The sequence below is a fragment of the Alkalibacter rhizosphaerae genome (assembly GCF_017352215.1).
GTDB classification, from domain to species: Bacteria; Bacillota; Clostridia; order Eubacteriales; family Alkalibacteraceae; genus Alkalibacter; species Alkalibacter rhizosphaerae.
Map to the genome: position 1 here is coordinate 1635848 of NZ_CP071444.1, position 26366 is coordinate 1662213.

Below are 26366 nucleotides of genomic sequence, written 5' to 3' on the forward strand. Positions count from 1 at the left end.
GACCATGGACACAAACATACTGGACAAATATGCGAAAACGTTGATGGATTATGCACTTTTCATCGAGGAAGGGGATTACCTGGTGATCCAGGGTTATCCAGAGGCAATGCCCTTGATGGAACGCTGCTACCGGATCGCCCTTCAAAAGGGAGCAAACCCCCAGGTGCTGCTGCGTCACCAGCTGGATGAAATACTCCTCAAGGAAGGGTCCGACAAGCAGCTGGCCTTTGAAAGCCCGGTGGCGGAAGCCGTCATGAAAAACGTGACAAAGCTTCTCAATATCGGAGGGACCTCCAACACCAAGTATCTGAGCGGAGTAGATCCCAAGCGGATCGCGTATTATCGAAAAAGCGGGGAGAGGATCAGCCAGATCCACCGGGAGCGGGTGGAACGGAAGGAATCGGACTGGTGTCTTTGCATGTATCCTACCAATGCCCTGGCTCAGGAAGCCGGCATGTCCCTGAGGGATTATGAAGCATTCATTGAGAAGGCCTGTCTGCTGGACCGGGAAGATCCCATTGCCGCCTGGCAGGAGGTCCAACGATCCCAGCAAAAGATCGTTGACTATCTTACCGGCAAGAAGACCTTGGAGATCCGCAGCGAGGACACCCACATCACCATGTCCGTGGAAGATCGGATCTGGATCAACTCCGACGGACACACCAACTTCCCCAGCGGAGAAGTCTTCACTGCTCCGGTGGAGGACAGCGTGGAGGGGCATATCCGGTTTTCCTATCCCGGCATCTACGCCGGACAGGAGATCGAAGACATACGCCTGACCTTTGAAAAGGGGAAAGTGGTGGAAGCCAAAGCCTCCAAAGGAGAAGGATTGCTTCAGGCACTGATCCAGACCGACCAGGGAGCATCCCGGGTGGGAGAGGTGGCCATCGGCACCAACTACGGCATCCAACAATTTACCAGAAACATGCTCTACGATGAAAAGATCGGCGGGACCGTCCATCTGGCCTTGGGCAGCGCCTACGGGAAAAGCGGAGGAAAAAACAAGTCCGCCATCCACTGGGACATGCTCTGCGACATGAAGCAGGGCGGGGATATCTATGCCGACGGAATACTTTTTTACCAAAATGGAAAATTTATCGACAAACCAGTCCGCTAAAACAGCGGACTGTGTTATTATATAAGGAACAAAATGAAGAGATAAGGGTGACTAAATGATTGAATTATTGTCCGGGTTGCCGGATTGGATGAAAGTTTTTGTATCGGCCATGGTGCCGGTCTTTGAGTTGCGTTTTTCCATCCCCTTTGGGGTGCTGGGGCTGAAAATGTCCTATGGGATCACCTATGTGATCTCCGTGTTGGGATCCGTGGTGCCGGCTCCCTTTATCATGGCATTCATCCCCGCTATCCTGGTTTGGATGCGAAAGACCGCACCCTTTAAAGGATTGGGCAACTGGGTCTACAACAAGGGGATGAGCAAAAGAGAATCTATCCAAAAGTACGGCTACATCGGCCTCATGTTCTTTGTTGCCATCCCTTTGCCGGGAACCGGCGTATGGACGGGGTGTCTGGTGGCTTCGTTGCTGAACATGAAGTGGGGGAAAAGCGTATTGGCGGCCATAGCAGGATCGTCCATTGCCGGCATCGCCGTATCCATCCTCACATCCATTGGTGCATTGGCACTGTAGAACTTTTGAGAATGTCCTGTTAAAGTTGAAGGAGGAGAGTTGACTGTGAGCATGCAAGAAGGGGCCCGAAGGGCCAAGGAAGCGTCGGTCCATCTGGCGGCGATGAAAACGGAAGTGAAAAACCAGGCTTTGGCAAATATCGAAAAATCGTTGATCCGTCGGATGGCAGAGATCGAAAAAGCCAATGCAGAAGACCTGAAGCGAAGCGAAGAAGAAAAGTTGGCGGCGCCCCTCCTAAAGCGCCTCCGGTTTGACGAGCATAAGATCAAGGATGTGGCCGCCGGCCTGGAAAGCCTCATTGGACTGGAAGATCCAGTAGGCAAGACCCTGGCATCCACCCTTCTGGACAAGGATTTGGAACTCTTTAAAGTAAGCTGTCCCATTGGCGTCATCGGCGTCATTTTTGAATCCCGGCCCGATGCCCTGGTGCAGATCTCCGCCCTTTGCTTGAAGAGTGGAAACAGCGTCATTTTAAAGGGTGGAAGTGAAGCGAAGGAAACCAACAAGATCCTCTATCAGATCATTCGGGATGCAGCGGCGGAAGCCGGCATCGTAGACGGATGGATCCAACTGGCGGAGACGCGGGACGATGTAGGTGTCATGCTGAAGCTGGATGAACAGGTGGATCTGATCATTCCCAGGGGATCCAACGAATTTGTCCGCTACATCATGGAAAACTCCAATATCCCGGTCTTGGGTCATGCCGACGGGATCTGCCACTGCTACGTGGACGAAAAGGTGGATCTGGACATGGCGGTCAAAGTGGTGGCGGATTCCAAGACCCAGTATGTCGCCGTTTGCAACGCCACGGAGACCCTCTTGGTCCATGAAAAAATTGCGGAAGCCTTTTTGCCGAAATTGAAAGAAGCCTTGGACAAAAAAAATGTGGAGCTGGTGGGAGATGCCAAAGCGGCAGAGATCTTGTCCATCCCCCTGGCCACGGAGGACGACTGGAAGACGGAGTACCTGGACTACAAGCTGTCCATCAAGACAGTGGGAAATCTTGTGGAAGCCATCGACCACATCAACAAATACGGTTCCGGACATACGGATGCCATTTTGACGACGGACAAGGAAAAAGTGGAGATCTTCATGGACCTGGTGGACTCGGGGAACGTCTTTTGGAATTGCTCCACTCGTTTCAGCGACGGATTCCGATACGGATTTGGCGCGGAAGTGGGGATCAGTACCAACAAGATCCATGCCAGGGGGCCTGTTGGCCTGGATGGACTCCTCATTTACAAGTATAAGATGATCGGCCACGGAAACATCGTGGACGACTACGAGTCGGGAAAGCGGACCTTCATCCATCGAAAGGAAGACAAGGATTTTTCCTTGTAGCGTCTAAGGCGGTCTGAAGTCGTTTTAAGGAGCTTTTTGCGTTGACGCAGGGAGAAACCTGTGTTATGATTTGAATCAATTGAATAGGTGAATTACCTTATCCAGAGTGGTGGAGGGACTAGGCCCGATGAAACCCGGCAACCGGCGATATGCAAGGTGCCAATACCTACAGAAGAATCTGAATGATAAGGACAGCTCGGTTTACGACCTCGTCCTTTGACGAGGTTTTTCTATTTCAAATTTGTCGAATGTTGAATATTGGGAGGAAATCATATGACAAAAAAATTATTTACATCCGAGTCCGTTACGGAAGGCCATCCGGATAAAATGTGCGACCAGATCTCCGATGCCATCCTGGACGCCATCCTGGAACAGGACCCCGAAGCCCGTGTGGCCTGCGAGACTCTGGTGACCACAGGAATGGTCCTGGTGGCAGGCGAGATCACCACGGACTGTTATGTGGACATACAAAAGGTGGTCCGGGAAACGGTTCGGGAGATCGGATACACCCGGGCGAAATACGGGTTCGATTGCGAAACCTGCGCGGTGTTGACCACCATCAATGAACAATCCGCCGACATCGCCCAGGGCGTGGACCGGGCCTTGGAAGTTCGAGGCGACGACGGACTGGTGCAGCGGGAAGCGGAGATCGGCGCCGGAGACCAGGGGATGATGTTCGGGTTTGCCTGCGACGAGACGCCGGAATTGATGCCTCTGCCTATTTCACTGGCTCATCGACTTGCCCAGAAATTGACGGATGTGCGAAAAAACAGCACTTTGGAGTATTTGCGTCCAGATGGAAAGACCCAGGTCACCGTGGAATACGACAATGACGTTCCCGTTCGGGTGGATACCATCGTCATCTCCACCCAGCACAGTCCGGAGGTGGATCTGGACACCATTCGCAGGGATCTGATCAAATATGTGATCAAACCCATCGTAAAGGAAGAATTCCTGGATGATGAAACCAAGATCTACATCAACCCCACGGGACGCTTCGTCATTGGCGGTCCTCAAGGGGATGCCGGGTTGACGGGACGGAAGATCATCGTGGATACCTATGGGGGCTACGGCCGGCACGGCGGTGGAGCCTTCTCCGGCAAAGATCCGACGAAAGTGGACCGTGCCGGTGCCTATGCGGCCAGACATGTGGCAAAGAACATCGTTGCTGCAGGATTGGCCAAAAAATGTGAAGTGGAATTGGCCTATGCCATCGGCGTGGCAAAGCCCGTATCCATTTTTGTGGAGACCTTCGGGACCGGTGCCATCGATGACGACAAGCTGGTGGAACTGATCAAACGAAACTTCGATCTGCGACCGGGAGCCATGATCCGGGATCTGGAGCTTCGACGGCCCATCTATAAAAAAACGGCGGCCTATGGCCATTTCGGACGCACCGATCTGGATCTGCCCTGGGAAAAAACAGACAAGGCGGAGATCCTGAAGCGGGAAGCAAAATAAAAGGGACGGTTCTTTTGATTACGTAATCAAAAGAACCGTCTTTTTCATGATCATGGGTTGAACAGATTGAGCAGAAGGATGTAGAAAGGATAGGCAGCCAGCCATCCAAGAAGGATCAGACCGGAGCCCGGACCAGCCATGTCGCCCCGGTTCGTAATGGGAAATAGGAGGGCAAACAGCTGCGTAAAGAGAATGAAGTAAGGAAACCAGATCAAGGCAGTCCAGTATTTGATCTTTCTACCACTCCACGTCTTTTGAGTCAGTTTGTAAAGTAGGATACTGCCAGCCAGCAGAACGGCCAGAGACAGGATCAAGCTGATCGTGTTGACGGTACCAAATGACCACTGGGTCAATCGCTGGATGCGATAGGCGTTGAGCAGCAATTCTGCGGGGATCAAAAATACCAGGGCGTAGAGCATGCTGATGTAGTTGAGTTTGATAAATGAGTGCATGGGGTCGTCTCCTTTCAAGGTGCTGGGATCATTATATCCCCGGGGATTATAATCCTTGTAAGGGTCCTTCAACTTTTTTGTAACAAAAAAAATAAAGATCACAGGGACGGTTCTTTTGATTACGCCTGCTGTAATCAAAAGAACCGTCCCTGTGATTCCTGTGATTCCTTTCCTGCGATCCCTTATTTCTTCTTCCGTTCCAACACCAAAAACCGATGGGGCAGGGTGTTTTCTTCGTCCAGGATCCCCGCTTCTTCGGAGACCACCACCCACTCTTCCGGGTCCGGTTCATCGAAATAGGTGTCTGCATCGAAAGCCTCGTCGATCCGTGTCAGGTGGATCTTGTCCGTATAGGGCATGAACAGCTGAAAGATCTGCTTTCCCCCGATGACGCTGTAGTCTTTCTCAGGATCCAGGCTGTCCAAAATGTCATCCACGGAATGGACGACTTTCACCATGGGATGGTCCACCTGGTAATCCGTGTTTCTGGTCAGAACGATGTGTTCCCTTCCGGGAAGCACGCCGGGGAGGGCCTCAAAGGTCTCCCTTCCCATGATCATGGGCATGCTGTCCGTGATTTTTCGAAAATGTTTCAGATCATTGGGAAGATGCCAGGGAAGTTGGTTGTCTTTTCCCAATTCGTTGTTTTTTCCTACAGCCAAAACGGCGATCAACATAAAAATCCCCTCCTGGATTTTAATATACCCAGGAGGGTTTTTCTTATTCACCGACGGCAAAGGTTAATTCCGCTTCCACGCAGATTTCTCCGTTGCAGGTGGCCACGGCCTGGCCTACGCCGACGGGACCCATGCTGCGGATGATCTCGGTTTTCAATACCAGGGTGTCTCCCGGTATCACTTTTCGTTTGAACTTCGCTTTTTTGATGCCGCCGAAATAGGCGATCTTTCCCTTGTTCTCCTCCAGGCTCAAAATGGCCACGGCGCCCACCTGTGCCAGGGCTTCAATGATCAAAACGCCGGGCATCACATGTTCCTGGGGAAAGTGACCCTGAAAGAAGTATTCGTTCACGGACACGTTCTTCAAGCCAGTGGCTTTTACCCCCGGTTCCAGTTCCGTGATCCGGTCCACCAGAAGAAAGGGATAGCGATGGGGGATGATCTCCTGGATCTGATTGCTGTTTAGTTCCATGTTCACACGTCTCCTTCCCATTTTTTAAATGCAAGGGTGGCGTTGTGTCCGCCGAAGCCCAAAGAGTTTGACAAGGCGATGGTGGCGTCGGAAGATCTTCCCTCGTTGGGGATGTAGTCCAGAGTGCATTCCGGATCCGGCACCCGATAGTTGATGGTAGGTGGCAGGAATCCTTCCTGTAGCGCTTTGACGCAGGCAATGGCTTCCACGCCGCCGGAGGCTCCCAGCAGGTGGCCCACCATGGACTTGGTGGAACTGACGGCCAAATGATCGCAGTGATCGCCGAAAAGGTTTTTGATGGCGGCGCTTTCATTGACGTCGTTGTAGTAGGTGCTGGTCCCATGGGCGTTGATGTAATCCACGTCCGTAAGCTGGAGACCGGCGTCCTGAACGGCCATCTTCATGGCCCTTCCGCCTCCTTCTCCTTCCGGAGCAGGGGAGGTGATGTGGTGGGCGTCGCAGGTGGCGCCGTAGCCCACGAGCTCTCCATAGATCTTGGCATTTCGATTCAAGGCATGGTCCAATGATTCCAGCACCAAAACACCGGCTCCTTCCCCCATGACGAATCCGTCCCGCTCCTTGTCGAAGGGGATGGAAGCCCGGTTGGGGTCTGTAGAAGTGCTCAGCGCTTTCATGGCCATGAATCCGGCGATGCCTGTTTCGCAAATGGAAGCTTCGCTGCCGCCGGCAATGGCCACGTCCATGATCCCCATGCGGATCTTGTGGAAGGCTTCACCGATGGCGTTGGTGGCGGAGGCGCATGCCGTCACGATGGAAAGACAGGGCCCCTTCGCCTCCAAAGCGATGGCGATGTTACCAGCCGCCATGTTGGGGATGATCATGGGGATGAAATAGGGGCTGATCCGGTCGAAGCCCTTTTCGATCTGTTTTTTGGTTTGTTCATAGAAGGTCTCGATGCCTCCGATGCCGCTGGAAACAAGGATCCCGAACCGTTCTCTGTCTATGGAGACATCTTTGAGTCCCGCATCTTCGTAGGCCTGGCAGGAAGCATAGATGCCAAACTGGGAATAGCGGTCCAGTCGTTTGATCTCTCGTTTATGGATATAGGTTTCCGGATGAAATTCTTTTACCTGAGCGGCCAGGGTCACTTCGTAACCGGTGGTGTCAAAGTGGTCGATGAGACCGATTCCGCAAGTGCCTTTTTTGGCGTTGGTCCAAAACTCTTCGGCCGTTTCCCCCAGAGGGCTAATGGCGCCCAACCCTGTAATGACAACTCTGTTCATGGTGACCTCCTTCATACGACCATGCCTCCGTCCACGTTGAGGACTTGGCCGGTAATGTATCTTGCTTCCTCGGAAGCAAGAAAAGCGACGCAGTTGGCCACATCCTCCACCGTTCCCAAGGTTCCGGAAGGGATGTTTTTACGGATGGCGGTCTTCTGTTCTTCCGACAGCTTGTCCGTCATGTCGGATTCGATAAAGCCGGGAGCGACGGCGTTGACGGTGATGCCTCTGGCGGCAAATTCCTTTGCCACAGATTTCGTCAAGCCGATGATGCCTGCTTTGGATGCAGCATAGTTGGCCTGTCCCGGGTTGCCGATCAGACCGATGACGGATGCCATGTTGATGATCCGGCCTCTTTTGGCCTTGAGCATGGGCTTTGCAGCGTGCTTGATGCAGTTGAAAGTACCCTTCAAGTTGGTGTTGATGACATCGTCAAAATCCTCTTCGGTCATCCGCAAGATCAGGGTATCCTTGGTGATACCGGCGTTGTTGACCAGAATATCGATGGATCCGAACCGTTCCATGGTTTTCTCCATCAGTTCTTTCGCCTGTTGGAAATCCCCGACGTCTCCTTGAACGGCCAGTGCTTCTCCGCCGTTTGCTTCGATCTCGTCGACCAGTTCTTTGGCCATTTGTTCATTGGACCGATAGCTGAAGACCACCTTGGCTCCCAAAGCGGACAGCTTCAAAACGATGGCTTTGCCGATGCCCGGGTACCTCCCGTGACGATGGCTGTTTTATTTGTCAGCATGTTGGTATTCCTCCAAACATTGGATTGTTTTTTCCAGGGATGCAGGATCTTCCACCTGCAATGTGGTGCATGTTTTGTCGATCCGCTTGACGAAGCTGGACAGGGTCTTGCCCGTTCCGATCTCCACAAAGGTATCCACGCCCTGGGAGATCATGTACTGGACGCTTTGTTCCCATTGAACCGAGGAGACCACCTGTTGCACCAGCAGATTGGATGCTTCTTCCAAGGTCTCGTAGGGCGTGGCCCGGAAGTTGGATATCACAGGGACCGTCCAGGGTCCAAAAGCGACATCCTTGAAATAATTTTCCAGTTGGATGGCTGCTTCCTTCAGCATGGAGGTGTGGAAGGGTCCGCTGACGGCCAGTTCCACGGCCCGCTTCGCCCCTTTTTCCAGGCAAAGTTCCATGGCTTGTCGTACGGCGGCAACTTCTCCTCCGATAACGGTTTGTCCGGCGTAATTGTAGTTGGCGATCTCCACGATGCCTGATCCAATAGCCTGGTCACAAGCCTCTTGGATGGCGGCGGTGTCCAGGCCCATGATGGCGGCCATGGTCCCCTTGCCCTGGGGCACGGCATTTTCCATGAAGCGGCCCCGATGATGGACCAGGCTTGCTGCCTGTTCCAGGGAGAAGACGCCGGAAGCCGTCAAGGCGCTGTATTCGCCCAGAGACAAACCGGCCATGAAAACCGGCTGCACCGTTATGTGGGACAGCAAGGTTCGATAGGCGGCTACGCTGGTGGCCAAAAGGCATGGTTGGGCGTAGACGGTGTTGTCCAGGGTCTCCTTGGGTCCGTTGAAACAAAGGTCCTTCAAGTCAAATGGGAGCGCCTGTTGCGCTTGGGCAAAGGCCTCCCGAAAAATGGAATTCTCTTCATAAAGTGCCTTTCCCATGCCGGGAACTTGAGAGCCCTGGCCGGGAAAGATAAAAGCGAGTCTTTTGGAGATCATGGTCAACCCAGTTTGGATTCCAGATACTGAATGATGTCCTTGACGGTGATCATGCAAGCGGCGTCCTCTTCCGGGATCTTGATGTCGAATTCGTCTTCAAAAGCCATGACCACTTCCACGATGGCAAGGGAATCTGCGCCCAGGTCTTCCTGAATGTTTGCTGTTTCCACTACCTCTTCCGGCTCTACGCCTAGTTCTTCTACTAAAATATCCACTACTTTTTCTTTGATCATTTTTATTACCTCCGTAATTTGTTTGTATTTTTGTTTATATCTTATGAGAAAGGTATTCCTGACTCATTAAAACCGATGCAAGATGCCGCCCCAGGTAAGTCCTCCGCCAAAACCCACCAGGATCACATGGTCCCCCTTGTGGATCCGTCCCTGCTCCATGGCTTCCGCCAAGGCAAGTCCGATGCTTGCAGAAGAAGTATTGCCGTAGTCCGACAGGTTCAGAAAAAATTTGTCCATGGGTAGACCCATCTGCCGTGCCACTTTTGCAATGATCCTGGCGTTGGCTTGATGGGGGATGATCAAATCGATGTCCTCCATGGTCAACCCGGAACGGGACAACAATTCTTCCATGGCGTCCCGTATGGCGAAGGTGGCAAACTTGAAGATCTCCGCCCCGGCCATGGTCATTTTTTGATGCGTCATGCTGCAGGACTCCTGCTGAAAGGGGTTGTCCAATGGAAATGCCGGCATGGCCAGATTCAGTTCTGCGTCGCCTCTGGAATTGGTGTAGTCCGCCAGGATCCCTTCCTGGTCGCTTTCTTCCAGGATCACGGCTCCTGCACCATCTCCGAAGAGGACGCAGGTACCCCGGTCCGTCCAGTCCACGATCCGGGACAAGGTCTCGCTTCCCACCACCAGTACTCGCTTTGCGCTGCCGGTGGCGATGAATTTTTCCGCCGTCTGAATGGCGTAGATGAGTCCCGTGCATGCCGCGTTTAGGTCAAAAGCCATCATAGGTCGATGATTCAGGCCCAACCGGTGCTGTAGCAGACTGGCACAGGCGGGAATGAAATAATCTGGGGTCACCGTTGCCACGATGATCATGTCCAGTGTTTCGGGATCGATGTCCCCTTTATGGAGTGCATCCAGAGATGCACGCGTTGCCAGATCCAGGGTGGTCTCCTGAAGGGAGACCCGTCGGGTCTGGATGCCGGTGCGGCTTTGGATCCATTCGTCGTTGGTATCCACCATTTGGGACAAGTCCTCATTGGTGATCAAATGTTCGGCGGCGGCTTTCCCCGCCGCGATGATTTTGCTTTTTTTCAAGATGATCTCCTTTCCACTACAGTCCCATGGAACGGTATTTGTTGTAACGGTTCTTCAACAGGGTCTTTAACGGTAGTTTGGACAAGTGCTGCAATTCCTGGACCAAAAGTTCCTTCAGATACCCCATGGTTTCCCGATGATTTTTTTCCATGTCCAAACCGCCTTCCGGTTCGGGTACGATCTTATCGGCGATCTTCAACTCCACCAAATCGTAGGAGGTCAGTTTCATGATGCCGGCGGCTTCCTTTGCCCGGGAACTGTCCTTCCAAAGAATGGAGGCAAAGCCTTCCGGGGAGAGAATGGAATACACGGCGTACTCCATCATCCAGATCTGGTCGCCAACGCTGAGGGCCAGTGCGCCTCCGCTTCCGCCTTCGCCAATGACGATGGAGATCACCGGCACTTGCAGGTCGCTCATTTCCATCAAGTTGGTGGCAATGGCATGGCCCTGGCCCCGCTCTTCCGCACCGATGCCGCAATAGGCGCCGGGGGTGTCCACGAAGCAAATGATGGGCCGGTTGAATTTTTCCGCCTGCTTCATCAATCGCAGGGATTTGCGGTATCCTTCCGGATAGGGCATGGCAAAGTTTCTTTTCAGGTTCTCCTCCAGGCTTCGACCCTTTTGTTGTCCGATGACAGTAACGGGTACTCCGTTCAAGGTGGCGATGCCGCCAATGGTGGACGGGTCGTCTCCATAACATCGGTCGCCGTGGAATTCCAGAAAATCGTCAAAGATGGTTTCGATGTAGTCATTGGCGGTGGGACGGCTTTGGGATCGGGCAATATTTACATTTTCCCAGGGATCATGCTTCATGGGATGATTTGCTTTATCCATGGTAGGGCCCTCCGTGTATTTTCAAGATTTTGTGGAGGGTACGCCGCAGTTGGCCTCTTGGCACCACTCGGTCTACAAACCCGTGGTCCTGGAGAAATTCCGCGCTTTGGAAACCCTCCGGCAGCTCCTGGCGCATGGTCTGTTCGATGACCCTGGGGCCGGCAAATCCGATCAATGCTCCCGGCTCCGCCAGGATGATGTCCCCTTCCATGGCAAAGCTGGCAGTCACGCCGCCAGTGGTTGGGTGAGTCAGGATGCTGACGTAGAGCAGCCCCGCCTTGCTGTGTTTTTTGATGGCGGCGCTGACTTTGGCCATTTGCATCAGAGAGACGATGCCTTCCTGCATGCGTGCTCCTCCGGAGGCGCAAAAGATCAACAGGGGAAGTCGGTGTTTCATGGATTTTTCCACGGCTTGGGTGATTTTTTCCCCAACGACGCCCCCCATGGATCCCATCATGAAGTGGGAATCCATGATGCAGATGACGCAACGCTTGCCGTGGACGTCGCCGTAACCGGTGACCACGGCTTCCTTGAGATCGGCGTTTTTCATGGCCTTGTCCAGTTTTTCCTCGTATCCGGGAAAATTCAGCGGATTTTTTGTTTTCATCAGCCGGTTGAATTCCCGAAAGGATCCTTCGTCCACCAGGGAAAAGATCCGCTGGGTGACGCTCAAGGGGAAATGATGGTGACAGGAAGGACAGACCTGATGATTGGATTCCAGATCTGCGTAATAGATCATTTCCTGGCAGGAGCTGCATTTCGTATATAGTTGTTCCGGTATGTCCCGCTGTTTGAACTGGCGGGCGTTCACTTTTCGCTTGGTTGAAAATATTTTAAACATGTTATCAATCCTGTCCGATTAGTTTGGCAACAAATCCCGTGTCAAAATGTCCTTGTTCAAATGCCGGATGGGACAAGATGCGCTTTTGCAGGGTCACATTGGTCTTGATGCCTTCCACGGTCAATTCCTTCAAAGCGGACCGCATTTTACGAATCGCTTCTTCCCGGTCGGCTCCAAGACAGATGATCTTGCACAGCATGGAATCATAATAGACCGGTACTGTATATCCGGGATAAATATGGGTGTCCACCCGAACTCCGTTGCCTCCCGGCAAATGAAGGTTCCCGATTTTTCCGGCGCTGGGGGAAAAGGCGTTGTCCGGATCTTCTGCGTTGATCCGGCACTCCAGGGCATGGCCTCGAATGCACACCTGATCCTGAGTTAGAGACAACGAGTGCCCCTGGGCGATGCGGATCTGTTCCTTGATCAGGTCCACACCAGTGACCAGCTCCGTAGTGGGATGTTCCACCTGGATCCGGGTATTCATTTCGATAAAGTAGTAATTGTGATCTTCATCCACCAGAAATTCTACGGTGCCGGCGCTGTAGTATCCGATAGCCTTGGCGGCCAGGACGGCGCTTTCGCCCATTTGTCGTCGCTTTTCCTCCTCCAGACAAGAGGAAGGAGCCTCTTCGATCATTTTTTGGTTGTTGCGCTGGATGGAACATTCCCGGTCGAAAAGGTGGATGGTGTTTCCTGCCTTGTCCGCCAAGATCTGAAATTCCACATGACGGCTGCTGGTAATGTATTTCTCCATATAAATGGAAGCGTCGCCGAAGGCATTTTGGGCTTCCGTTTTTGCTTGATGAAAAAAGGATGCCAATTCGTCCCTGTTGTGGACGATGCGCATACCCTTGCCGCCTCCGCCCATGGAGGCTTTGATGATGACGGGAAAACCGATCCCTTCCGCCAATTCGTAGGCTTGTTCCAGATCCCGGATCAAACCGTCGGAACCGGGGATAACCGGCACACCGCTGTTTTTCATCAATTCCCGAGCTGTGGATTTATTGCCCATGTTCAATATGGCATCGGAAGATGGGCCGATGAAAGCAATGCCGCACTCTTCGCACATTTTGGCGAACCGGCTGTTTTCCGAAAGAAATCCGTATCCCGGATGGATGGCATCCACCCCCAGGGAAACGGCGGTGCTCATGATCCGTTCCAAGTGGAGATAACTGTCTCTGGGAGATCCGGATCCGATGCAGATGGAATAATCCGCCAGGGCAACATGAAGGCTTTCCTTGTCTGCAGTGGAATAAACGGCCACTGTCTCGATGTTCATCTCCCGGCAGGCGCGAATGATCCGAACGGCGATCTCGCCCCGATTTGCTATGAGGATCCGTTGAAAGGAGCTCATGATCCTACGCCCTTTCGATGACCATCAGTGGCTGGTCAAATTCTACAATGTCCTGATTGGATACCAGAATGGAAGTGACCACTCCGTCCCAGGGACTTTTGATTTCATTGAAGACTTTCATGGCTTCCAGTATACAAATCACTTCCCCAGCTTTGACCGGATCGCCCGGTTTTTTGAAAGGGGGGAATCCGGGGAAGAAGATTCGTAGTATATGCCTACCAGAGGGGACTTGATGACAAAGCCGTCTTCCTGTGGTTTTTTGTGTTCTGCGGGGGCAGGCGTTCCGCTAGCCACCAGTGTTGATGGCAAAGACTGGTTTGCCATAGGCGGGGCAAATATGCTATCCTTTTCTATGTTCAGTTCGGTTTCATCGATTTTCAGTTGCAGTTTTGTCATGTTTCCCTGGTCGAATCGATCCATGATGGTTAGAATATCTTTTATATCCAATGGGTTTTCCTCCTGTGTTGTGAAAATAATTTGATTCCTAAATAATTTGAGTATCAAAATCTTTGACAATCAAAGTATATGTGCAATATAATACAAAGTGATGAACTTGTCAACAAAAAATGATGACGTGAAATGATTCGGGAGGAAATGAAATTGATAATAAAACCAGTGATTAAAAGCAACATTTGTGTACGGGTCCATCCCATTGGATGCCGGGAAAATGTGAAGAGGCAAATCGACCATGTAAAAAAGGAAGGACATTTTGAAGGACCGAAGAAGGCATTGATCGTGGGAGGGTCTTCCGGATATGGGCTGGCCAGCCGGATCGCCCTGGCTTTCGGCGCCGGTACGGAAACGGTGAACGTGTCCTTTGAAATCCCGCCAAAAGGGTCCAGCAAGACCGGAACAGCCGGCTGGTGGAACAACGTATACTTTCAGCAGTTTGCAAAAGAAGCAGGGCTGTCCTGCAAAGATTTTGTAGGCGATGCTTTTTCAAAAGAAATGAAAGACCAGGTCCTTACCTATTTAAAAGAGAAAGTGGGGAAGATCGACCTGCTGGTGTACAGCCTGGCGTCGAACCGGCGAACGGATCCCAAAGACGGAGTCACCTACTCTTCCGTCTTGAAGAGCATCGGAGAGGAAGTCCGGGGGTATACCATCGACATCAACAACTTGTCCCTGAAAGAGGAAGTCATGGAAACGGCCACGGAAGACGAGATCCAGAGCACCATCAAGGTCATGGGTGGTGAAGACTGGCAATGGTGGGTGGAATTGCTGGATGAAGCCGGATTGCTGGCAGATGGATTCAAGACCATCGCCTACACTTACTTGGGAAGCGAAGCCACATACGCCATCTACTCGGACGGGACCATCGGTCAGGCGAAAAAGCATCTGGAAATGTCGGCGGAGAAGATGACCAAAGAGTTGAAAGAGAAATACGACGGAGAAGCACTGATATCTTCCAGCAAGGCCATCGTGACCAAAGCCAGCATCTACATCCCCATTTTCCCGGTGTATGGCGCCGTTCTTTACAAGGTCATGAAGGAGATGGGGACCCACGAAGGGGAGATCGAGCAGAAATACCGCCTTTTCAAGGACATGATCTACGGAGACAAGAGGATCACGGACGTAAAGGGACGGATCCGACCGGACAACCTGGAGATGGAAGAGGATGTCCAGGAGGAAGTGGCCCGACTCATGGCTACGGTAAACAACGACAATATTCAAGAAAAGACGGACATCAAAGGGTTTGTGGAAGATTTTCTGCGAATCAATGGGTTTTGTTTTGACACGGTGGATTATGAAGCCGATGTGGATCTGGAAGAATTGGCCAAGCTGCCTTTAGAGTAAGTTCTAAAATGGGGACGGTGACTTTTTTGCGAAAAAGTCACCGTCCCCATTTTAGCTTATCAGCTTTCCTACAATCTCCTGAAGGAGAATGGTATAATAGGGCGTATAAGAATGTAGGAGACGAGCCATGGACAAAATTTCCGGAACCATTGAAAACATCATATATCACAACGAGATCAACAATTTCACGGTCATGGACCTGGATGCCGGCGGGAAAATGATCACCATCACCGGGAATTTCCCCCCATGAACCAGGGGGAATATATTACGGTGAAGGGTGTCTGGAGCGAACACCCCAATTTTGGCCTGCAGATGAAAGCCCACAGCTTCCAACTGGAAGTACCGGAATCCGCAGAGGGAATGGAAAAATACCTGGCCTCCGGGCTGATCACAGGGATCGGGGAAAAGAAGGCCCGATTGCTGGTGGAACGCTTTGGAGATGACGTCCTGGACATCATACGATATAGTCCCAACCGACTGACGGAAGTGGAGGGCATCGGCACGAAGACGGCCCAGCGGATCAGCGAATCCTTCAACGAACACCGGGAAGTCATGGACATCGTCATGTTTCTGGGAGAATACGGCATCTCTTCTTCCTTGGCCATGCGGGTCTACAAGGTATACCGGGAAAATACCATCTCCGTCATTCGGGAGAATCCATATCGCCTCATCCGGGATGTCCACGGCATCGGATTCAAGATCGCCGACGAGATCGCCATGCACATGGGGGTGGAAGAAGGATCCCCCTTTCGTATCATGGCAGGGATCAAGCACATCCTGCAGCAGTGCTACAACGACGGAAACATGTTCATGGAAGAAGAGGAACTTTTAAGGCGAGGCCGGGAGATCCTGCAGATCGACGAAGATACGGCAGCGGAAAATCTGGAAGAGCTGACCCTCCAAGGAGAAGTCAAGCTGGAGCTGGTGGACGGGGAGCGGGTCTATTACACCCTGCCCCTGTACATGGCGGAAGCCAACGTGGCGGACAAGATCGTGGAGATCTCCGGCTATCGGTATGAAAATCAGATCATCAACGTGGATTCCATCATAACGTCTTACGAAGAGAGAAATCACATCGAATTGGATGAAGTCCAAAAAGAAGCCATTCGGGCATCCATCGAACATGGCGTGGTGATCATCACCGGAGGTCCTGGTACCGGAAAGACCACCATCATCAAATGCATCCTGGAAGTGTTTGAAAAGCTGGATTATGAGATCGCTCTGGCGGCCCCAACAGGCCGGGCGGCAAAGCGAATGAATGAAACCACCGGCTTCGACGCAAAGACGATCCACCGGATGCTAGAATATGGATACTCGGAAAATGAAGAGGAACAGACCTTCGACCGCAACGAGGAAAATCCCGTGGAAGCGGACCTGATCATCGTGGACGAGGCATCCATGATCGACATCCTGATGATGAATCACCTGCTCCAGGCGGTTTCCCTGGGGACCCGGCTGATCCTGGTGGGGGACATCAACCAGCTTCCCAGCGTCGGTCCGGGAAACGTCCTGAAGGATTTCATGGACAGCGGCGCCGTTCCCATGGTCAAGCTGGAAAAGATCTTCCGGCAAGCCCAGGAGAGCATGATCGTGGTCAATGCTCACCGCATCAACAGTGGGGAGATGCCCATCGTCAACAACCGGGAAAAGGACTTTTACTTTATCCAGTGCGCATCGGCGGAAAAGATCCGCCAGACCATCCTGGACATTTCCACCCACCGGTTGAAAAACTACAACAACTACGATTTTTTTGAGGACATACAGATCGTTTCTCCCATCAAAAAAGGCCCGGCGGGGATCTATGAGCTGAATCGATTGCTCCAGGCCAACCTAAATCCGCCCAAGCCGGATAAAAAGGAACGATCCTTCACCAACACCCTTTTTCGGGAAGGGGACAAGGTGATGCAGATCCGAAACAACTACAACATGGAGTGGACGGACGTGAAGACCCAGGAAGAAGGCCGGGGGATCTTCAACGGAGACATCGGCCGGATCCAGGAGATCCGGTTGATGGACAAGGTGGTCGTGGTGGTTTTCGATGACGACAAAAAAGTCCATTACACCTTTGAACAAATGGACGAACTGATGCTGGCCTACGCCATCACGGTCCATAAAAGCCAGGGAAGCGAATTTCCTGTGGTGGTGATGCCGGTCTTCCAGGGTCCAAGGATGCTTCTGAACCGGAATCTGCTCTATACGGCGGTGACAAGAGGTAGAGAGATGGTGATCCTGGTTGGCCACAAGTCCTATTTGCAGGCCATGATCAACAACATCCAGACGGTCCTGCGAAAAACCGGACTGAAACAGCGGATCATGGACAACGTGACAAGGAGGCAATGGCTTGATTGAATGGTGGATGGACACCTTGTTTATGGAAAATGGAAAGTGCCCTGTGTGCAAAAGGGTGCTTTTTTTCACGAAAAAACATCTCTGCAAGACCTGTATGGAGAAGCTGGAGGAGAGGCGGGAGATCCATTGCGTCCATTGCGGCCGCCAGAAAAGTTCCGACCGGTTGACGATCTGCATGGACTGTCTGTCCCGACCTCCCGTATATGGGAAGGGATACTGCGGCTTTGCCTACAGGGAGGAGATCAAAGGTCTGGTGTATGCCATGAAATTCAAGAACCGACCAGGCCTGTGCCGATTTTTCGGCAGTTGGATGGCAAGTCGGCTGGAGGCACGCTGCAACAGGGAGATCTTTGACCACATCGACGTCATCGTACCAGTTCCCCTCCACGAAGAAACACTGGCCAAACGGGGATACAACCAAAGCGAGGAACTCGCCCTGGGTCTCCTTGAGGGATGGTCAGGTTGGAAAGAAGAAAAGCCCCCAATCTATTCTCATGGGTTGGAGAAAAGAGGGGATGGAAGACACCAACGGGAGCTGGACAAGGCGGAGCGACAAAAGAATGCAGAGAAAATTTTCCATGTAAAAGACCCTGGAATGATCCAGGGTCGTCATGTTCTTTTGGTGGATGATGTTCTCACCACCGGCGCCACGGCCAATGCCTGTGCAGCGGCTTTATTGAGATCTGGTGCTAAAAGCGTGGATGTGGTGGTGTTTGCCGGTGTGGAATCGTGAGGATCAATCTTCTCCGATGATCTTCACTTCCGTCTCCATCTCTACTTGGAAGGTATCCTTCACCGTTTCCTGTACGTGCTCGATCAGCTGAAGAATGTCTTTTGCAGTAGCTTGGCCGATGTTGACGATGAATCCGCAGTGTTTGGTGCTCACCTGTGCTCCCCCGATGGCGTGACCCTTCAAATGGCAATCCTCGATGAGTTTTCCGGCAAAGTGTCCGACTGGACGCTTGAAGGTGCTGCCTGCACTGGGTAGTTCCAAGGGTTGCTTTGACTTTCTCCGGGCATCGAAGTCGTCCATCATGACCTTGATGGATTTCTTGTTGCCCTGTTTCAGGTGCAGCACTCCGGAGAGGACCACCAGATTTTTTCGTTGGACCGCGCTGGTGCGGTACCCCAGTTCCAGCTCGCCGTTGACCAATTCGTGGATGTTTCCATCCATGTCGATGCCCCTGGCACTGTGCAATACATCCTTGATCTCTCCGCCATAGGCTCCGGCGTTCATGGTGATGGCTCCACCCAGGGTCCCGGGGATCCCCGATGCAAAGGCCAGTCCCTCCAGTTCGTTTTCATAGGCGATCTTGGCCAGGCGGGACAGCAATACGCCGCTTTGACATTCCAGGGTTTCCCCAAGAAGGACGCATTTGCTGAAATTGGAAGCCAGTTTGATGATGACTCCCCGATAGCCTCCATCCCGGACAAGGAGATTGCTGCCGTTGCCCATGATATAATAGGAGACATTGTTCCTTTTGCAAACTTCGATGATGTGGCCGATCTGTTTTTCCGTTTCCGGCGTCAGCAAAAAATCCGCGTCGCCACCTGCCTTGAACGATGTATGCTTTTTCATGGGAGCGTGGATGACGATCTGTTCCGGCTGCAAAAAATTCTCAAATTCCATTTTCATATATTCTATATTCATTCGTTGTATTCCTCCAAGGTTGGTCCATGCAAAATCCAAACCCATTATATTCATTATTCCAATAATTATCAAGGAAGAATTCCTCAGCCTTCGCCAAAAGGGCCAATCTATTATATAATATAGGGAAGTGAAGGGGTGATTTTATGAAAATTACTGGGGATCTACATACCCATACCACATATAGCCATGGAAAGGGATCCATGGAGGACAATGTTCGCCAGGCCCTGGAGCTGGGACTGAAGAAGATCGCCATAACGGACCACGGAAGCGGTCATTTGTTTTACGGCGTCAAGAAGGAAAACTGGAAGCGGATGCGCAAGGAAGCGGACGATCTTCAAAAGAAATATCCCTCCATCAAGATCGAGTTGGGGGTGGAAGCAAACATCATATCAACGGACGGGACCATTGATGTGGACAAAGAACTCTTCCAACTGTTGGATGTGGTCAACGTGGGGTATCATTATGGTGTCGGAGTAAAAAAAATTTCCGACATATTCGGGTTTTATATCTTGAATCTATTGGCAAAAGGATTTCCCGCTCTTCGAGGAAAAGCCAGAAGGGTCAACACCAAAGCCTTGCTGCTGGCCATGGACCGCTATAAGATCCGCATGATCACCCATCCGGGGGCAAAGGTGCCGGTGGATATGGCCCAAATCGCCCAAAAGGCGGCAAAGAAAAAAGTATTGCTGGAGATCAATGCCCACCATGGTCATCTGACGGCAAAAGATGTGAAGATCGCCATGGAATACCCGGTGAAATTCGCCATCAACAGCGATGCCCATGAAAGCAGGCATGTGGGAATGGTGGAAGAAGGGATCAAGATCGCCCAGGAAGCCGGCTTGGATCCAAAGAGGATCATGAATGTGGAAGGGGATGGGACAAAATGAGATTTGTGATAATCACCGGATTGTCTGGAGCCGGAAAAAGCAATACCATACGGGCTTTTGAAGACTGGGGATTCTTTTGTGTGGACAACCTGCCGCCAAAGCTGGTGCCCACCTTTGCTGAGCTGTGTAGTCGGTCCGACAACAACATCGAAAACGTGGCCGTAGGCGTAGACAGCCGGGGCGGAGTTTTTTTTGACGACTTTGAGCAGGTTTTGTTGGAGATGCGGGAGCGGAAGTTCAAGTTTGACCTTTTGTTTCTGGAAGCCCATGACAATGTCCTGGTCACCAGGTACAAGGAATCCCGCAGAAAGCATCCCCTGGCCACCGAGTCCAGGATCTCCGTTGCCATGGAATTGGAACGGGAGAAGCTGGAGAAGATCCGGGCCATGGCAGACCATATCATCGATACGTCCAGCCTTGCGGTAAAAGAGTTAAAGGAAGAATTGGAAAAAATATATTTGCAGGACATGCCCACCAGCGGTATGCTGATCAACGTTGTCTCTTTCGGGTACAAATACGGCATACCCATGGATGCAGATCTTTTGTTCGATGTGCGTTTTTTGCCAAACCCCTTTTATGACGAACACCTGAGAGCCTTGACGGGAAACGACAAACCGGTCCAGGACTTTGTCCTTCATTTTGAACAAACCCAAGCATTTGTGGAAAAATTGATGGACTTGTTGGAATATACCATTCCTTACTACGAGGAGGAAGGCAAAGCCCAGCTGGTGGTTGCCATCGGCTGTACAGGAGGACAGCATCGCTCCGTCACCCTGGTCAATCACATCCAGGAACTCCTCCAAAAAAACGGACACTGGGTCGTCATCGATCATCGGGACATTCGAAAGCATTTGTCTGAGGGAGAAAAGTAATATGGTGGGAAAGAAGAGGACCTTGAAAAAGCACGACAAGCGTGTCGTTGTTGTGGGAGGTGGAACGGGAAGTTCCGTCATCTTAAGAGGATTGAAACTTTTCACGGAGAATATCACAGCCATTGTTACCGTTGCCGATGACGGCGGAGGATCCGGAGTTCTGCGGGAAGACCTGGGCATGCTTCCTCCAGGGGACATTCGAAGCTGCATTCTGGCGCTAGCCGATGATGAAGGGATCATGCAGCAGCTGCTCAATTACCGATTTGAAGAAGGCATGCTCAAAGGGCAGAGTTTCGGAAATTTGTTTCTGGCGGCCATGAACGGCATCAGCGGCAATTTTATGGAAGCGGTCAAAAATGCCAGCGATGTCATGGCCATCAAAGGGACGGTTCTTCCGATTTCGCTGGATCAGATCACCTTGCGGGCCACCTTCCAAAACGGAGAAACGGTAAATGGGGAATCCATCATTCCCGCCCGTGCCATTGAAAGAAAGACGAAAATAAAGGAAGTATCCATCGATCCGGCAGATGCCAAACCACTACCGGAGGCCATCGACGCCATTATGGACGCCCAGGCGATCATCATCGGACCTGGAAGCCTGTATACGAGCATCATTCCCAATCTTTTGGTAGAGGGGATGAAAGAGGCCCTGTTGAAAACGAAAGCGAAACGGTTCTACATATCCAATATTATGACCCAGCCCGGGGAAACGGAAGGATATGACGTGTGGGACCATGTCCAGGCCATCGCCGCCCATATGAAATGCGACAGCCAGGAGATTTTTGACTACATCGTCATCAACCGGGGAAAAGAACTGGGCGAATCTTTGGAAAAATATCAACAGGGCGGAGCCGCCCGTGTCCGATTTCTGGAGGAGAGATTCGCGGGCATGTCTTATGAACTGATCAAGGACGACTTCTCAGAAATCAAAAGTCAATATATACGACACAATGCCTACAAGGTGGCGGAAGCGATCTTGGAAAAAGTGTAAACGGAGGAAATTTCATGAGTTTTTCATCAAAAACCAAAAGCGATCTGAGCCGTTTGGAGACCAACAACCGGGAGATCCTCTCCGCAGAATTGTCTGCCCTGATCCATATGGGCGGCAGCCTGAAATACGAAGGGGTAGGCGAAATGACATTTCAGATCAAGACGGAAAATGCCGCCATCGCCAGACATGCTTTCAAGTCATTCAAGGCGGTCTATCGAGTAGAGGTGGAAGTGGTCACCAGTAAAAACAAACAGTTCAAGAACCGGAATGTATATACGGTACGGGTGGTTTCCCCCCAGGAAGCCATGAACATCCTTCAGGATCTGGGGATCGTCGGCCGCAAGGACGGCTATTTGACCCTGCTGGAAGAAATACCACAGCGTTTTCAGGAAAACCGGGAAACCAGAAAAGCCTATTTGCGAGGAGCCTTTCTTGGCGCCGGTTCCATTTCAGATCCGGAAAAAACCTACCACCTGGAGTTTGTCACATCCAATGAAGAGTATGCCGTGAATTTGATGAAAGTCATCAATTCTTTTGATCTCACATCCAAGATCATCGAACGCAAAGGCAACTTTGTGGTGTATCTCAAGGATTCGGAACAGATCATCACCCTGCTAAGCATCATTGGCGCCCACAGCGCCCTGCTGGATATCGAAAACATACGGATCGTAAAGGATATGCGAAACAATGTCAACCGGATCGTCAATTGCGAAACCGCCAATCTGACCAAGACGGTAGAGGCGGCCTGGAAACAGGTGGATTGCATCGAACGGATCCGAAAGACCATCGGGCTGGACAAGCTTCCTCCCAACCTGCGGGAGATCGCAGAGCTTCGCATGAACAACCAGGAAGCATCTTTAAAAGAGCTTGGAGAAATGATGGATCCGCCCATGGGAAAATCGGGGATCAATCATCGCCTCAAAAAGATCGTGGAGATCGCAGAACAGCTCTAACCGGGACAATAGTGTCCCAGTGGGAAAATATTGACGATACAAACAGTTCCCTTTATAATAAACAAGAAACAAAGGGGCAAGAAGATTGGAGATTTGGATATGGGTTCTTTTACACACCTGCACTTGCATACGGAGTTCAGCCTGCTGGACGGATTCTGCAAAATGGACGATCTGGTCACCCAGGCTAAAGAACTGGGGATGAGCAGCCTTGCCATAACGGACCATGGCGTCATGTTTGGCGTGGTGGATTTTTACAAGGCCTGCAAAAGAGAAGGGATCAAACCCATCATCGGCTGTGAAGTATACGTTGCACCCCGCAGCATGGACAGCAAGGAATCCAAACTGGACTCCAATCCATACCATCTGGTCTTGCTGGCAAAAGATCGGACCGGATATGAAAATCTCATGAAGATCGTTTCTGCCGGTTTTGTAGACGGATTCTATTACAAGCCCCGGGTGGATGTGGACTATCTTCGTGACCATGCAGAAGGACTGGTCTGTTTGAGTGCCTGCCTGGCAGGGGAGATCCCCAGGGCCATATCCGGACAAGACATGGAGAAAGCCGTGGAAACAGCCAGGACCTATCAGGAGATTTTTGGGGATGACTTTTATCTGGAGCTGCAGGACCATCGCATGCCGGAACAAAAACCGGTCAATGAAGGACTGGTGGACATATCCCGCCGACTGAATATACCAATGGTGGCCACCAACGATGTGCATTATGTACATAAGGAAAATGCCAAGAGCCATGATATACTTTTATGTATCCAGACCGCCACCAACGTGGACGACGAAAACCGGATGCGCTTTCCCAACGATGAATTCTATTTGAAAAGCCGTTCCGACATGGAGGCATTGTTTTCTGATCTGCCGGAAGTACTGGATAACACCCAGATCATAGCGGACAAGTGCAACCTGGAATTTTCTTTCGACCAGATCCATCTGCCCCGATACCCTTTGCCGGAGGGAACGAAGCCCAAGGAATACTTGAGGGAGCTTTGTTTTCAGGGTTTGCATAAAAAGTATGCAAAGGAAGATGAACAACTGACCAGCCGCTTGGAATACGAACTGCAGGTCATCGACGAGATGGGTTACAACGATTATTTCCTGATCGTATGGGATTTCATCAAATACGCCAAAGACAATGGGATCATGGTGGGTCCGGGACGAGGCAGTGCCGCTGGAAGTATAGTATCTTATGTGCTGGACATCACTACCATCGACCCCATCGAATACAATTTGATTTTCGAACGTTTTTTGAATCCGGATCGAATTTCCATGCCGGATATCGACATTGATTTCTGCTACGAACGAAGACAGGAAGTCATCGATTATGTGGTGGAAAAATACGGACACGATCATGTGGCCCAGATCATCACCTTCGGTACCATGGCTGCCAGAGCGGCCATTCGGGATGTGGGACGATCCATGAACATTCCTTACAACAAAGTGGACAAGGTGGCCAAACTGATCCCCATGGAGATCGGGATGACCATTGAAAAGGCATTGAGGGTCAATCCCAAGCTGGTGGAATTGTGCAAGGAAGATCCACAAACGCAAGAACTTATCGACATGTCCCGGTCCGTAGAGGGACTTTCCAGACATGCCTCCACCCATGCGGCGGGAGTGGTGATCTCCAACAAGCCGGTGGTGGAACACGTGCCCTTATATCGGAACAACGATTCCATCACCACCCAGTTCACCATGACTTTGCTGGAAGAGCTGGGATTGTTGAAAATGGATTTTCTGGGTCTTCGGACGTTGACAGTGATCCGGGATGCGGTCCTCAATGTGGAAAAAAGCAAGGGGATCACTCTGGATATGGATCAACTTCCCTTTGACGACAAGGACGTATATGATCTGATTTCCAGTGGGGACACCCTGGGGATCTTTCAACTGGAAAGCGCCGGGATGCAGCGTTTCATGTCCAACCTTCGTCCCGACTCTTTCGAAGACATCATTGCCGGGATCAGCCTCTACCGTCCAGGTCCCATGGAGCAGATCCCCATGTACATACGAAATAAAAAAAATCCAAAAGAGATCACCTATATCCATGAGATCCTGCGGCCCATTCTTGATGTGACCTACGGCAGCATGGTCTATCAGGAACAGGTCATGCAGATCGTCCGGGATGTGGCCGGCTATTCCATGGGACGTAGCGACCTGGTGCGCCGGGTCATGTCCAAGAAAAAAATGGATGTCATGGAAGCGGAAAGAAAGGTCTTCATTTACGGAGAAACCGACCAGGAAGGCAAGGTCCTGGTGGACGGAGCCCTGCGACGGGGGGTCTCCGTGGAGCAGGCCAACAAGATCTACGACCAGATGATCGATTTCGCCAAATATGCCTTCAACAAATCCCATGCCGCCGCGTATGCGGTCATCGCCTATCAGACGGCATGGTTGAAAAAGCACTATCCTGTAGAATTCATGGCCGCCTTGCTCACCAGTGTTCGGGGCAATGAAACGAAAGTGGCCCAATATATCGCCGACGGGAAAAAAATGGGCATTCAAGTCATGCCGCCGGATGTGAATGAAAGCCATGAAGATTTCACTGTCGTGGCCGACAAGATCCGGTTTGGATTGACAGCCGTCAAAAATGTCGGCGAAAACGCGGTAAAGAGCATCATTCGAAACCGCAAGGAAGGCCCGTACACCACTTTTGGGGATTTCTGTTCCCGATCCGACATGAAGGTGCTCAACAAGCGGGCCATCGAAAGCCTGATCAAATGCGGAGCCTTTGACTCCTTCGGCGTCTATCGTTCCCAATTGATGCATACCTATGAGAAGATCATCGACAACATCCAAACAGATCGAAAATACAAGATCGACGGGCAGATCTCCTTGTTTGCCAACGATTCGGCCTGGAGCGGACCGAAAGAAGTCTATCCTGACATTCCGGAATACGAAGAAGGTTATCGCCTCTTGCTGGAAAAGGAGATGCTGGGACTCTACATCACCGGCCACCCCCTGGAATCCTACCGAGAACTGCTGGAAAAATCCAGTACCGTAAATGGCGGGATCATCGATCACTATGAAGAAATGGCGGATGCAGGTTTGAGGGACGGCCAAATGGTCACCATTGGCGGCATTGTTGGTGCCAAGAAAAATTTGTTGACGAAAAAGAACCAGACCATGTGTTTTTTGACCATGGAGGATCTGTATGGAGCCATCGAGGTGGTGGTTTTTCCCACCGTTTACGCCAGATATGAACATTTGCTGGACCTGGACAACAAGCTTCTGATCAAGGGAAGGCTGAACATGAGCGAGGATCAGGCCTCTTCCATTCTTTGCGAGGAAATCGTGGAGCTGGAAAGGATGAAGCGAAAAGATCGCTTCCAGGGAGTGCAGATCTCCGTGGAAAACATGGGAGATCAAAAGATCCAGCAGATGAAGGAAGTGTTGCAAAAATACCGGGGGGACAAGCCCATCGTTTTGTACTCCCGGGAAGAGGACCGCAAATACAAGGCGAGCAAGTCTCTTTGGGTCCAGGAATCCAGTGAAGCAATCGAAGCCCTTTGCCAGATCATGGGCAAAGGAAACGTGGAGATCATTCAATAGAA

25 protein-coding genes, 2 pseudogenes and 1 riboswitch are annotated in these 26366 nt (G+C 51.4%); of the genes and pseudogenes, 13 read left to right on the plus strand and 14 right to left on the minus strand.

Annotated elements, in window-relative coordinates; all coding sequences use genetic code 11:
- Positions 1-4: 4 nt before the first annotated feature.
- The 4 genes from J0B03_RS08195 (at position 5) to metK (ending at position 4448) form a co-directional block, all read left to right on the plus strand.
- Entirely contained in the window at positions 5-1117 is a 1113-nt protein-coding gene (locus J0B03_RS08195) for an aminopeptidase (RefSeq protein ID WP_207299139.1), read from the plus strand.
- Positions 1118-1172: 55 nt separating this feature from the next.
- Positions 1173-1646 (plus strand): COG2426 family protein, encoded by a 474-nt coding sequence (locus J0B03_RS08200; protein WP_207299140.1) that lies wholly within the window; start codon positions 1173-1175, stop codon positions 1644-1646.
- A 45-nt stretch (positions 1647-1691) separates the two neighbouring features.
- Positions 1692-2987: a glutamate-5-semialdehyde dehydrogenase gene (locus tag J0B03_RS08205; protein WP_207299141.1), complete on the plus strand. Its 1296-nt coding sequence runs from the start codon at positions 1692-1694 to the stop codon at positions 2985-2987.
- A gap of 94 nt (positions 2988-3081) precedes the next feature.
- Positions 3082-3179, plus strand: a riboswitch (SAM riboswitch).
- A gap of 81 nt (positions 3180-3260) precedes the next feature.
- On the plus strand, positions 3261-4448 hold the full coding sequence (gene metK / locus J0B03_RS08210) for a methionine adenosyltransferase (protein ID WP_207299142.1): 1188 nt from the start codon (positions 3261-3263) through the stop codon (positions 4446-4448).
- 50 nt (positions 4449-4498) lie between these two features.
- On the opposite strand, the gene J0B03_RS08215 is transcribed toward metK, so the two are convergent.
- The 13 genes and pseudogenes from J0B03_RS08215 to J0B03_RS08275 all read right to left on the minus strand — a co-directional run bounded on the left by J0B03_RS08215 (position 4499) and on the right by J0B03_RS08275 (position 13753).
- The gene (locus J0B03_RS08215) at positions 4499-5038 is read right to left on the minus strand and encodes a hypothetical protein (RefSeq protein ID WP_207299143.1); all 540 of its coding nucleotides are present in this window, start codon (positions 5036-5038) and stop codon (positions 4499-4501) included.
- Between the two features lie 44 nt (positions 5039-5082).
- Positions 5083-5577 (minus strand): dihydrofolate reductase, encoded by a 495-nt coding sequence (locus J0B03_RS08220; RefSeq protein WP_207299144.1) that lies wholly within the window; start codon positions 5575-5577, stop codon positions 5083-5085.
- Positions 5578-5620: 43 nt separating this feature from the next.
- A complete protein-coding gene (gene fabZ / locus J0B03_RS08225; RefSeq protein ID WP_207301024.1) occupies positions 5621-6049 on the minus strand; it encodes a 3-hydroxyacyl-ACP dehydratase FabZ in 429 nt (142 codons plus the stop codon).
- A gap of 2 nt (positions 6050-6051) precedes the next feature.
- Complete coding sequence (fabF, locus tag J0B03_RS08230) at positions 6052-7293, minus strand: beta-ketoacyl-ACP synthase II (protein WP_207299145.1); 1242 nt, start codon at positions 7291-7293, stop codon at positions 6052-6054.
- An 11-nt stretch (positions 7294-7304) separates the two neighbouring features.
- Positions 7305-8044 (minus strand): annotated as a pseudogene (gene fabG, locus J0B03_RS08235) (3-oxoacyl-[acyl-carrier-protein] reductase).
- On the minus strand, positions 8031-8993 hold the full coding sequence (gene fabD, locus J0B03_RS08240; protein ID WP_207299146.1) for an ACP S-malonyltransferase: 963 nt from the start codon (positions 8991-8993) through the stop codon (positions 8031-8033). The pseudogene fabG and the gene fabD overlap by 14 nt, the downstream one beginning before the upstream one ends.
- A 2-nt stretch (positions 8994-8995) precedes the next feature.
- Positions 8996-9226 carry an acyl carrier protein gene (gene acpP / locus J0B03_RS08245; RefSeq protein ID WP_309485097.1) on the minus strand — a complete coding sequence of 77 codons (231 nt, stop codon included), beginning with the start codon at positions 9224-9226 and terminating at the stop codon, positions 8996-8998.
- 66 nt (positions 9227-9292) lie between these two features.
- Positions 9293-10273, minus strand: a complete 981-nt coding sequence (locus J0B03_RS08250; RefSeq protein ID WP_246798108.1) for a beta-ketoacyl-ACP synthase III — start codon at positions 10271-10273, stop codon at positions 9293-9295.
- 16 nt (positions 10274-10289) lie between these two features.
- A complete protein-coding gene (locus J0B03_RS08255) occupies positions 10290-11108 on the minus strand; it encodes an acetyl-CoA carboxylase carboxyltransferase subunit alpha (RefSeq protein ID WP_246798109.1) in 819 nt (272 codons plus the stop codon).
- Entirely contained in the window at positions 11101-11949 is an 849-nt protein-coding gene (gene accD / locus J0B03_RS08260; RefSeq protein WP_207299147.1) for an acetyl-CoA carboxylase, carboxyltransferase subunit beta, read from the minus strand. Before accD ends, J0B03_RS08255 begins: the two co-directional genes overlap by 8 nt.
- Positions 11950-11953: 4 nt before the next feature.
- On the minus strand, positions 11954-13306 hold the full coding sequence (gene accC, locus J0B03_RS08265; RefSeq protein ID WP_207299148.1) for an acetyl-CoA carboxylase biotin carboxylase subunit: 1353 nt from the start codon (positions 13304-13306) through the stop codon (positions 11954-11956).
- Between the two features lie 4 nt (positions 13307-13310).
- Positions 13311-13448: an acetyl-CoA carboxylase biotin carboxyl carrier protein gene (locus J0B03_RS08270; protein ID WP_207299149.1), complete on the minus strand. Its 138-nt coding sequence runs from the start codon at positions 13446-13448 to the stop codon at positions 13311-13313.
- Complete coding sequence (locus tag J0B03_RS08275) at positions 13445-13753, minus strand: hypothetical protein (RefSeq protein WP_207299150.1); 309 nt, start codon at positions 13751-13753, stop codon at positions 13445-13447. Before J0B03_RS08275 ends, J0B03_RS08270 begins: the two co-directional genes overlap by 4 nt.
- 147 nt (positions 13754-13900) lie before the next feature.
- On the opposite strand from J0B03_RS08275, the gene fabV reads away from it, so the two are divergent.
- The 4 genes and pseudogenes from fabV (at position 13901) to J0B03_RS08290 (ending at position 18185) form a co-directional block, all read left to right on the plus strand.
- Positions 13901-15103: an enoyl-ACP reductase FabV gene (gene fabV, locus J0B03_RS08280; protein WP_207299151.1), complete on the plus strand. Its 1203-nt coding sequence runs from the start codon at positions 13901-13903 to the stop codon at positions 15101-15103.
- Between the two features lie 127 nt (positions 15104-15230).
- A pseudogene (locus tag J0B03_RS12355) lies at positions 15231-15388 on the plus strand (YrrC family ATP-dependent DNA helicase); the annotation flags it as partial.
- On the plus strand, positions 15374-17452 hold the full coding sequence (recD2, locus tag J0B03_RS08285; protein ID WP_445082441.1) for an SF1B family DNA helicase RecD2: 2079 nt from the start codon (positions 15374-15376) through the stop codon (positions 17450-17452). The pseudogene J0B03_RS12355 and the gene recD2, both read left to right, overlap by 15 nt.
- A complete protein-coding gene (locus tag J0B03_RS08290; RefSeq protein WP_207299152.1) occupies positions 17445-18185 on the plus strand; it encodes a ComF family protein in 741 nt (246 codons plus the stop codon). The genes recD2 and J0B03_RS08290 overlap by 8 nt, the downstream gene beginning before the upstream one ends.
- Before the next feature lie 3 nt (positions 18186-18188).
- On the opposite strand, the gene murB is transcribed toward J0B03_RS08290, so the two are convergent.
- Entirely contained in the window at positions 18189-19103 is a 915-nt protein-coding gene (gene murB, locus J0B03_RS08295) for a UDP-N-acetylmuramate dehydrogenase (RefSeq protein ID WP_207299153.1), read from the minus strand.
- A gap of 143 nt (positions 19104-19246) precedes the next feature.
- Between murB and J0B03_RS08300 the strand changes: the two genes are divergently transcribed.
- The 5 genes from J0B03_RS08300 to J0B03_RS08320 all read left to right on the plus strand — a co-directional run bounded on the left by J0B03_RS08300 (position 19247) and on the right by J0B03_RS08320 (position 26364).
- Positions 19247-19990, plus strand: coding sequence for a PHP domain-containing protein (locus tag J0B03_RS08300; RefSeq protein WP_207299154.1), 744 nt, complete (start codon positions 19247-19249; stop codon positions 19988-19990).
- Positions 19987-20862, plus strand: coding sequence for an RNase adapter RapZ (gene rapZ, locus J0B03_RS08305; RefSeq protein WP_207299155.1), 876 nt, complete (start codon positions 19987-19989; stop codon positions 20860-20862). The genes J0B03_RS08300 and rapZ overlap by 4 nt, the downstream gene beginning before the upstream one ends.
- A 1-nt stretch (position 20863) precedes the next feature.
- Positions 20864-21853 carry a gluconeogenesis factor YvcK family protein gene (locus tag J0B03_RS08310; RefSeq protein WP_207299156.1) on the plus strand — a complete coding sequence of 330 codons (990 nt, stop codon included), beginning with the start codon at positions 20864-20866 and terminating at the stop codon, positions 21851-21853.
- A 14-nt stretch (positions 21854-21867) separates the two neighbouring features.
- On the plus strand, positions 21868-22806 hold the full coding sequence (gene whiA / locus J0B03_RS08315; protein ID WP_207299157.1) for a DNA-binding protein WhiA: 939 nt from the start codon (positions 21868-21870) through the stop codon (positions 22804-22806).
- A 99-nt stretch (positions 22807-22905) separates the two neighbouring features.
- Entirely contained in the window at positions 22906-26364 is a 3459-nt protein-coding gene (locus J0B03_RS08320) for a DNA polymerase III subunit alpha (RefSeq protein WP_207299158.1), read from the plus strand.
- Positions 26365-26366: the final 2 nt, after the last annotated feature.

Bases quoted from the DNA above. Each gene is read 5' to 3' on its own strand.
- J0B03_RS08195 (WP_207299139.1), top strand. From the start codon at position 5: ATGGACACAAACATACTGGACAAATATGCGAAAACGTTGATGGATTAT.
- J0B03_RS08200 (WP_207299140.1), top strand. From the start codon at position 1,173: ATGATTGAATTATTGTCCGGGTTGCCGGATTGGATGAAAGTTTTTGTA.
- metK (WP_207299142.1), top strand. From the start codon at position 3,261: ATGACAAAAAAATTATTTACATCCGAGTCCGTTACGGAAGGCCATCCG.
- J0B03_RS08220 (WP_207299144.1), bottom strand. From the start codon at position 5,577: ATGTTGATCGCCGTTTTGGCTGTAGGAAAAAACAACGAATTGGGAAAA.
- fabZ (WP_207301024.1), bottom strand. From the start codon at position 6,049: ATGGAACTAAACAGCAATCAGATCCAGGAGATCATCCCCCATCGCTAT.
- fabF (WP_207299145.1), bottom strand. From the start codon at position 7,293: ATGAACAGAGTTGTCATTACAGGGTTGGGCGCCATTAGCCCTCTGGGG.
- fabD (WP_207299146.1), bottom strand. From the start codon at position 8,993: ATGATCTCCAAAAGACTCGCTTTTATCTTTCCCGGCCAGGGCTCTCAA.
- acpP (WP_309485097.1), bottom strand. From the start codon at position 9,226: ATGATCAAAGAAAAAGTAGTGGATATTTTAGTAGAAGAACTAGGCGTA.
- J0B03_RS08255 (WP_246798109.1), bottom strand. From the start codon at position 11,108: ATGGATAAAGCAAATCATCCCATGAAGCATGATCCCTGGGAAAATGTA.
- accD (WP_207299147.1), bottom strand. From the start codon at position 11,949: ATGTTTAAAATATTTTCAACCAAGCGAAAAGTGAACGCCCGCCAGTTC.
- accC (WP_207299148.1), bottom strand. From the start codon at position 13,306: ATGAGCTCCTTTCAACGGATCCTCATAGCAAATCGGGGCGAGATCGCC.
- fabV (WP_207299151.1), top strand. From the start codon at position 13,901: ATGAAATTGATAATAAAACCAGTGATTAAAAGCAACATTTGTGTACGG.
- murB (WP_207299153.1), bottom strand. From the start codon at position 19,103: ATGAATATAGAATATATGAAAATGGAATTTGAGAATTTTTTGCAGCCG.
- J0B03_RS08300 (WP_207299154.1), top strand. From the start codon at position 19,247: ATGAAAATTACTGGGGATCTACATACCCATACCACATATAGCCATGGA.
- rapZ (WP_207299155.1), top strand. From the start codon at position 19,987: ATGAGATTTGTGATAATCACCGGATTGTCTGGAGCCGGAAAAAGCAAT.
- J0B03_RS08310 (WP_207299156.1), top strand. From the start codon at position 20,864: ATGGTGGGAAAGAAGAGGACCTTGAAAAAGCACGACAAGCGTGTCGTT.
- whiA (WP_207299157.1), top strand. From the start codon at position 21,868: ATGAGTTTTTCATCAAAAACCAAAAGCGATCTGAGCCGTTTGGAGACC.
- J0B03_RS08320 (WP_207299158.1), top strand. From the start codon at position 22,906: ATGGGTTCTTTTACACACCTGCACTTGCATACGGAGTTCAGCCTGCTG.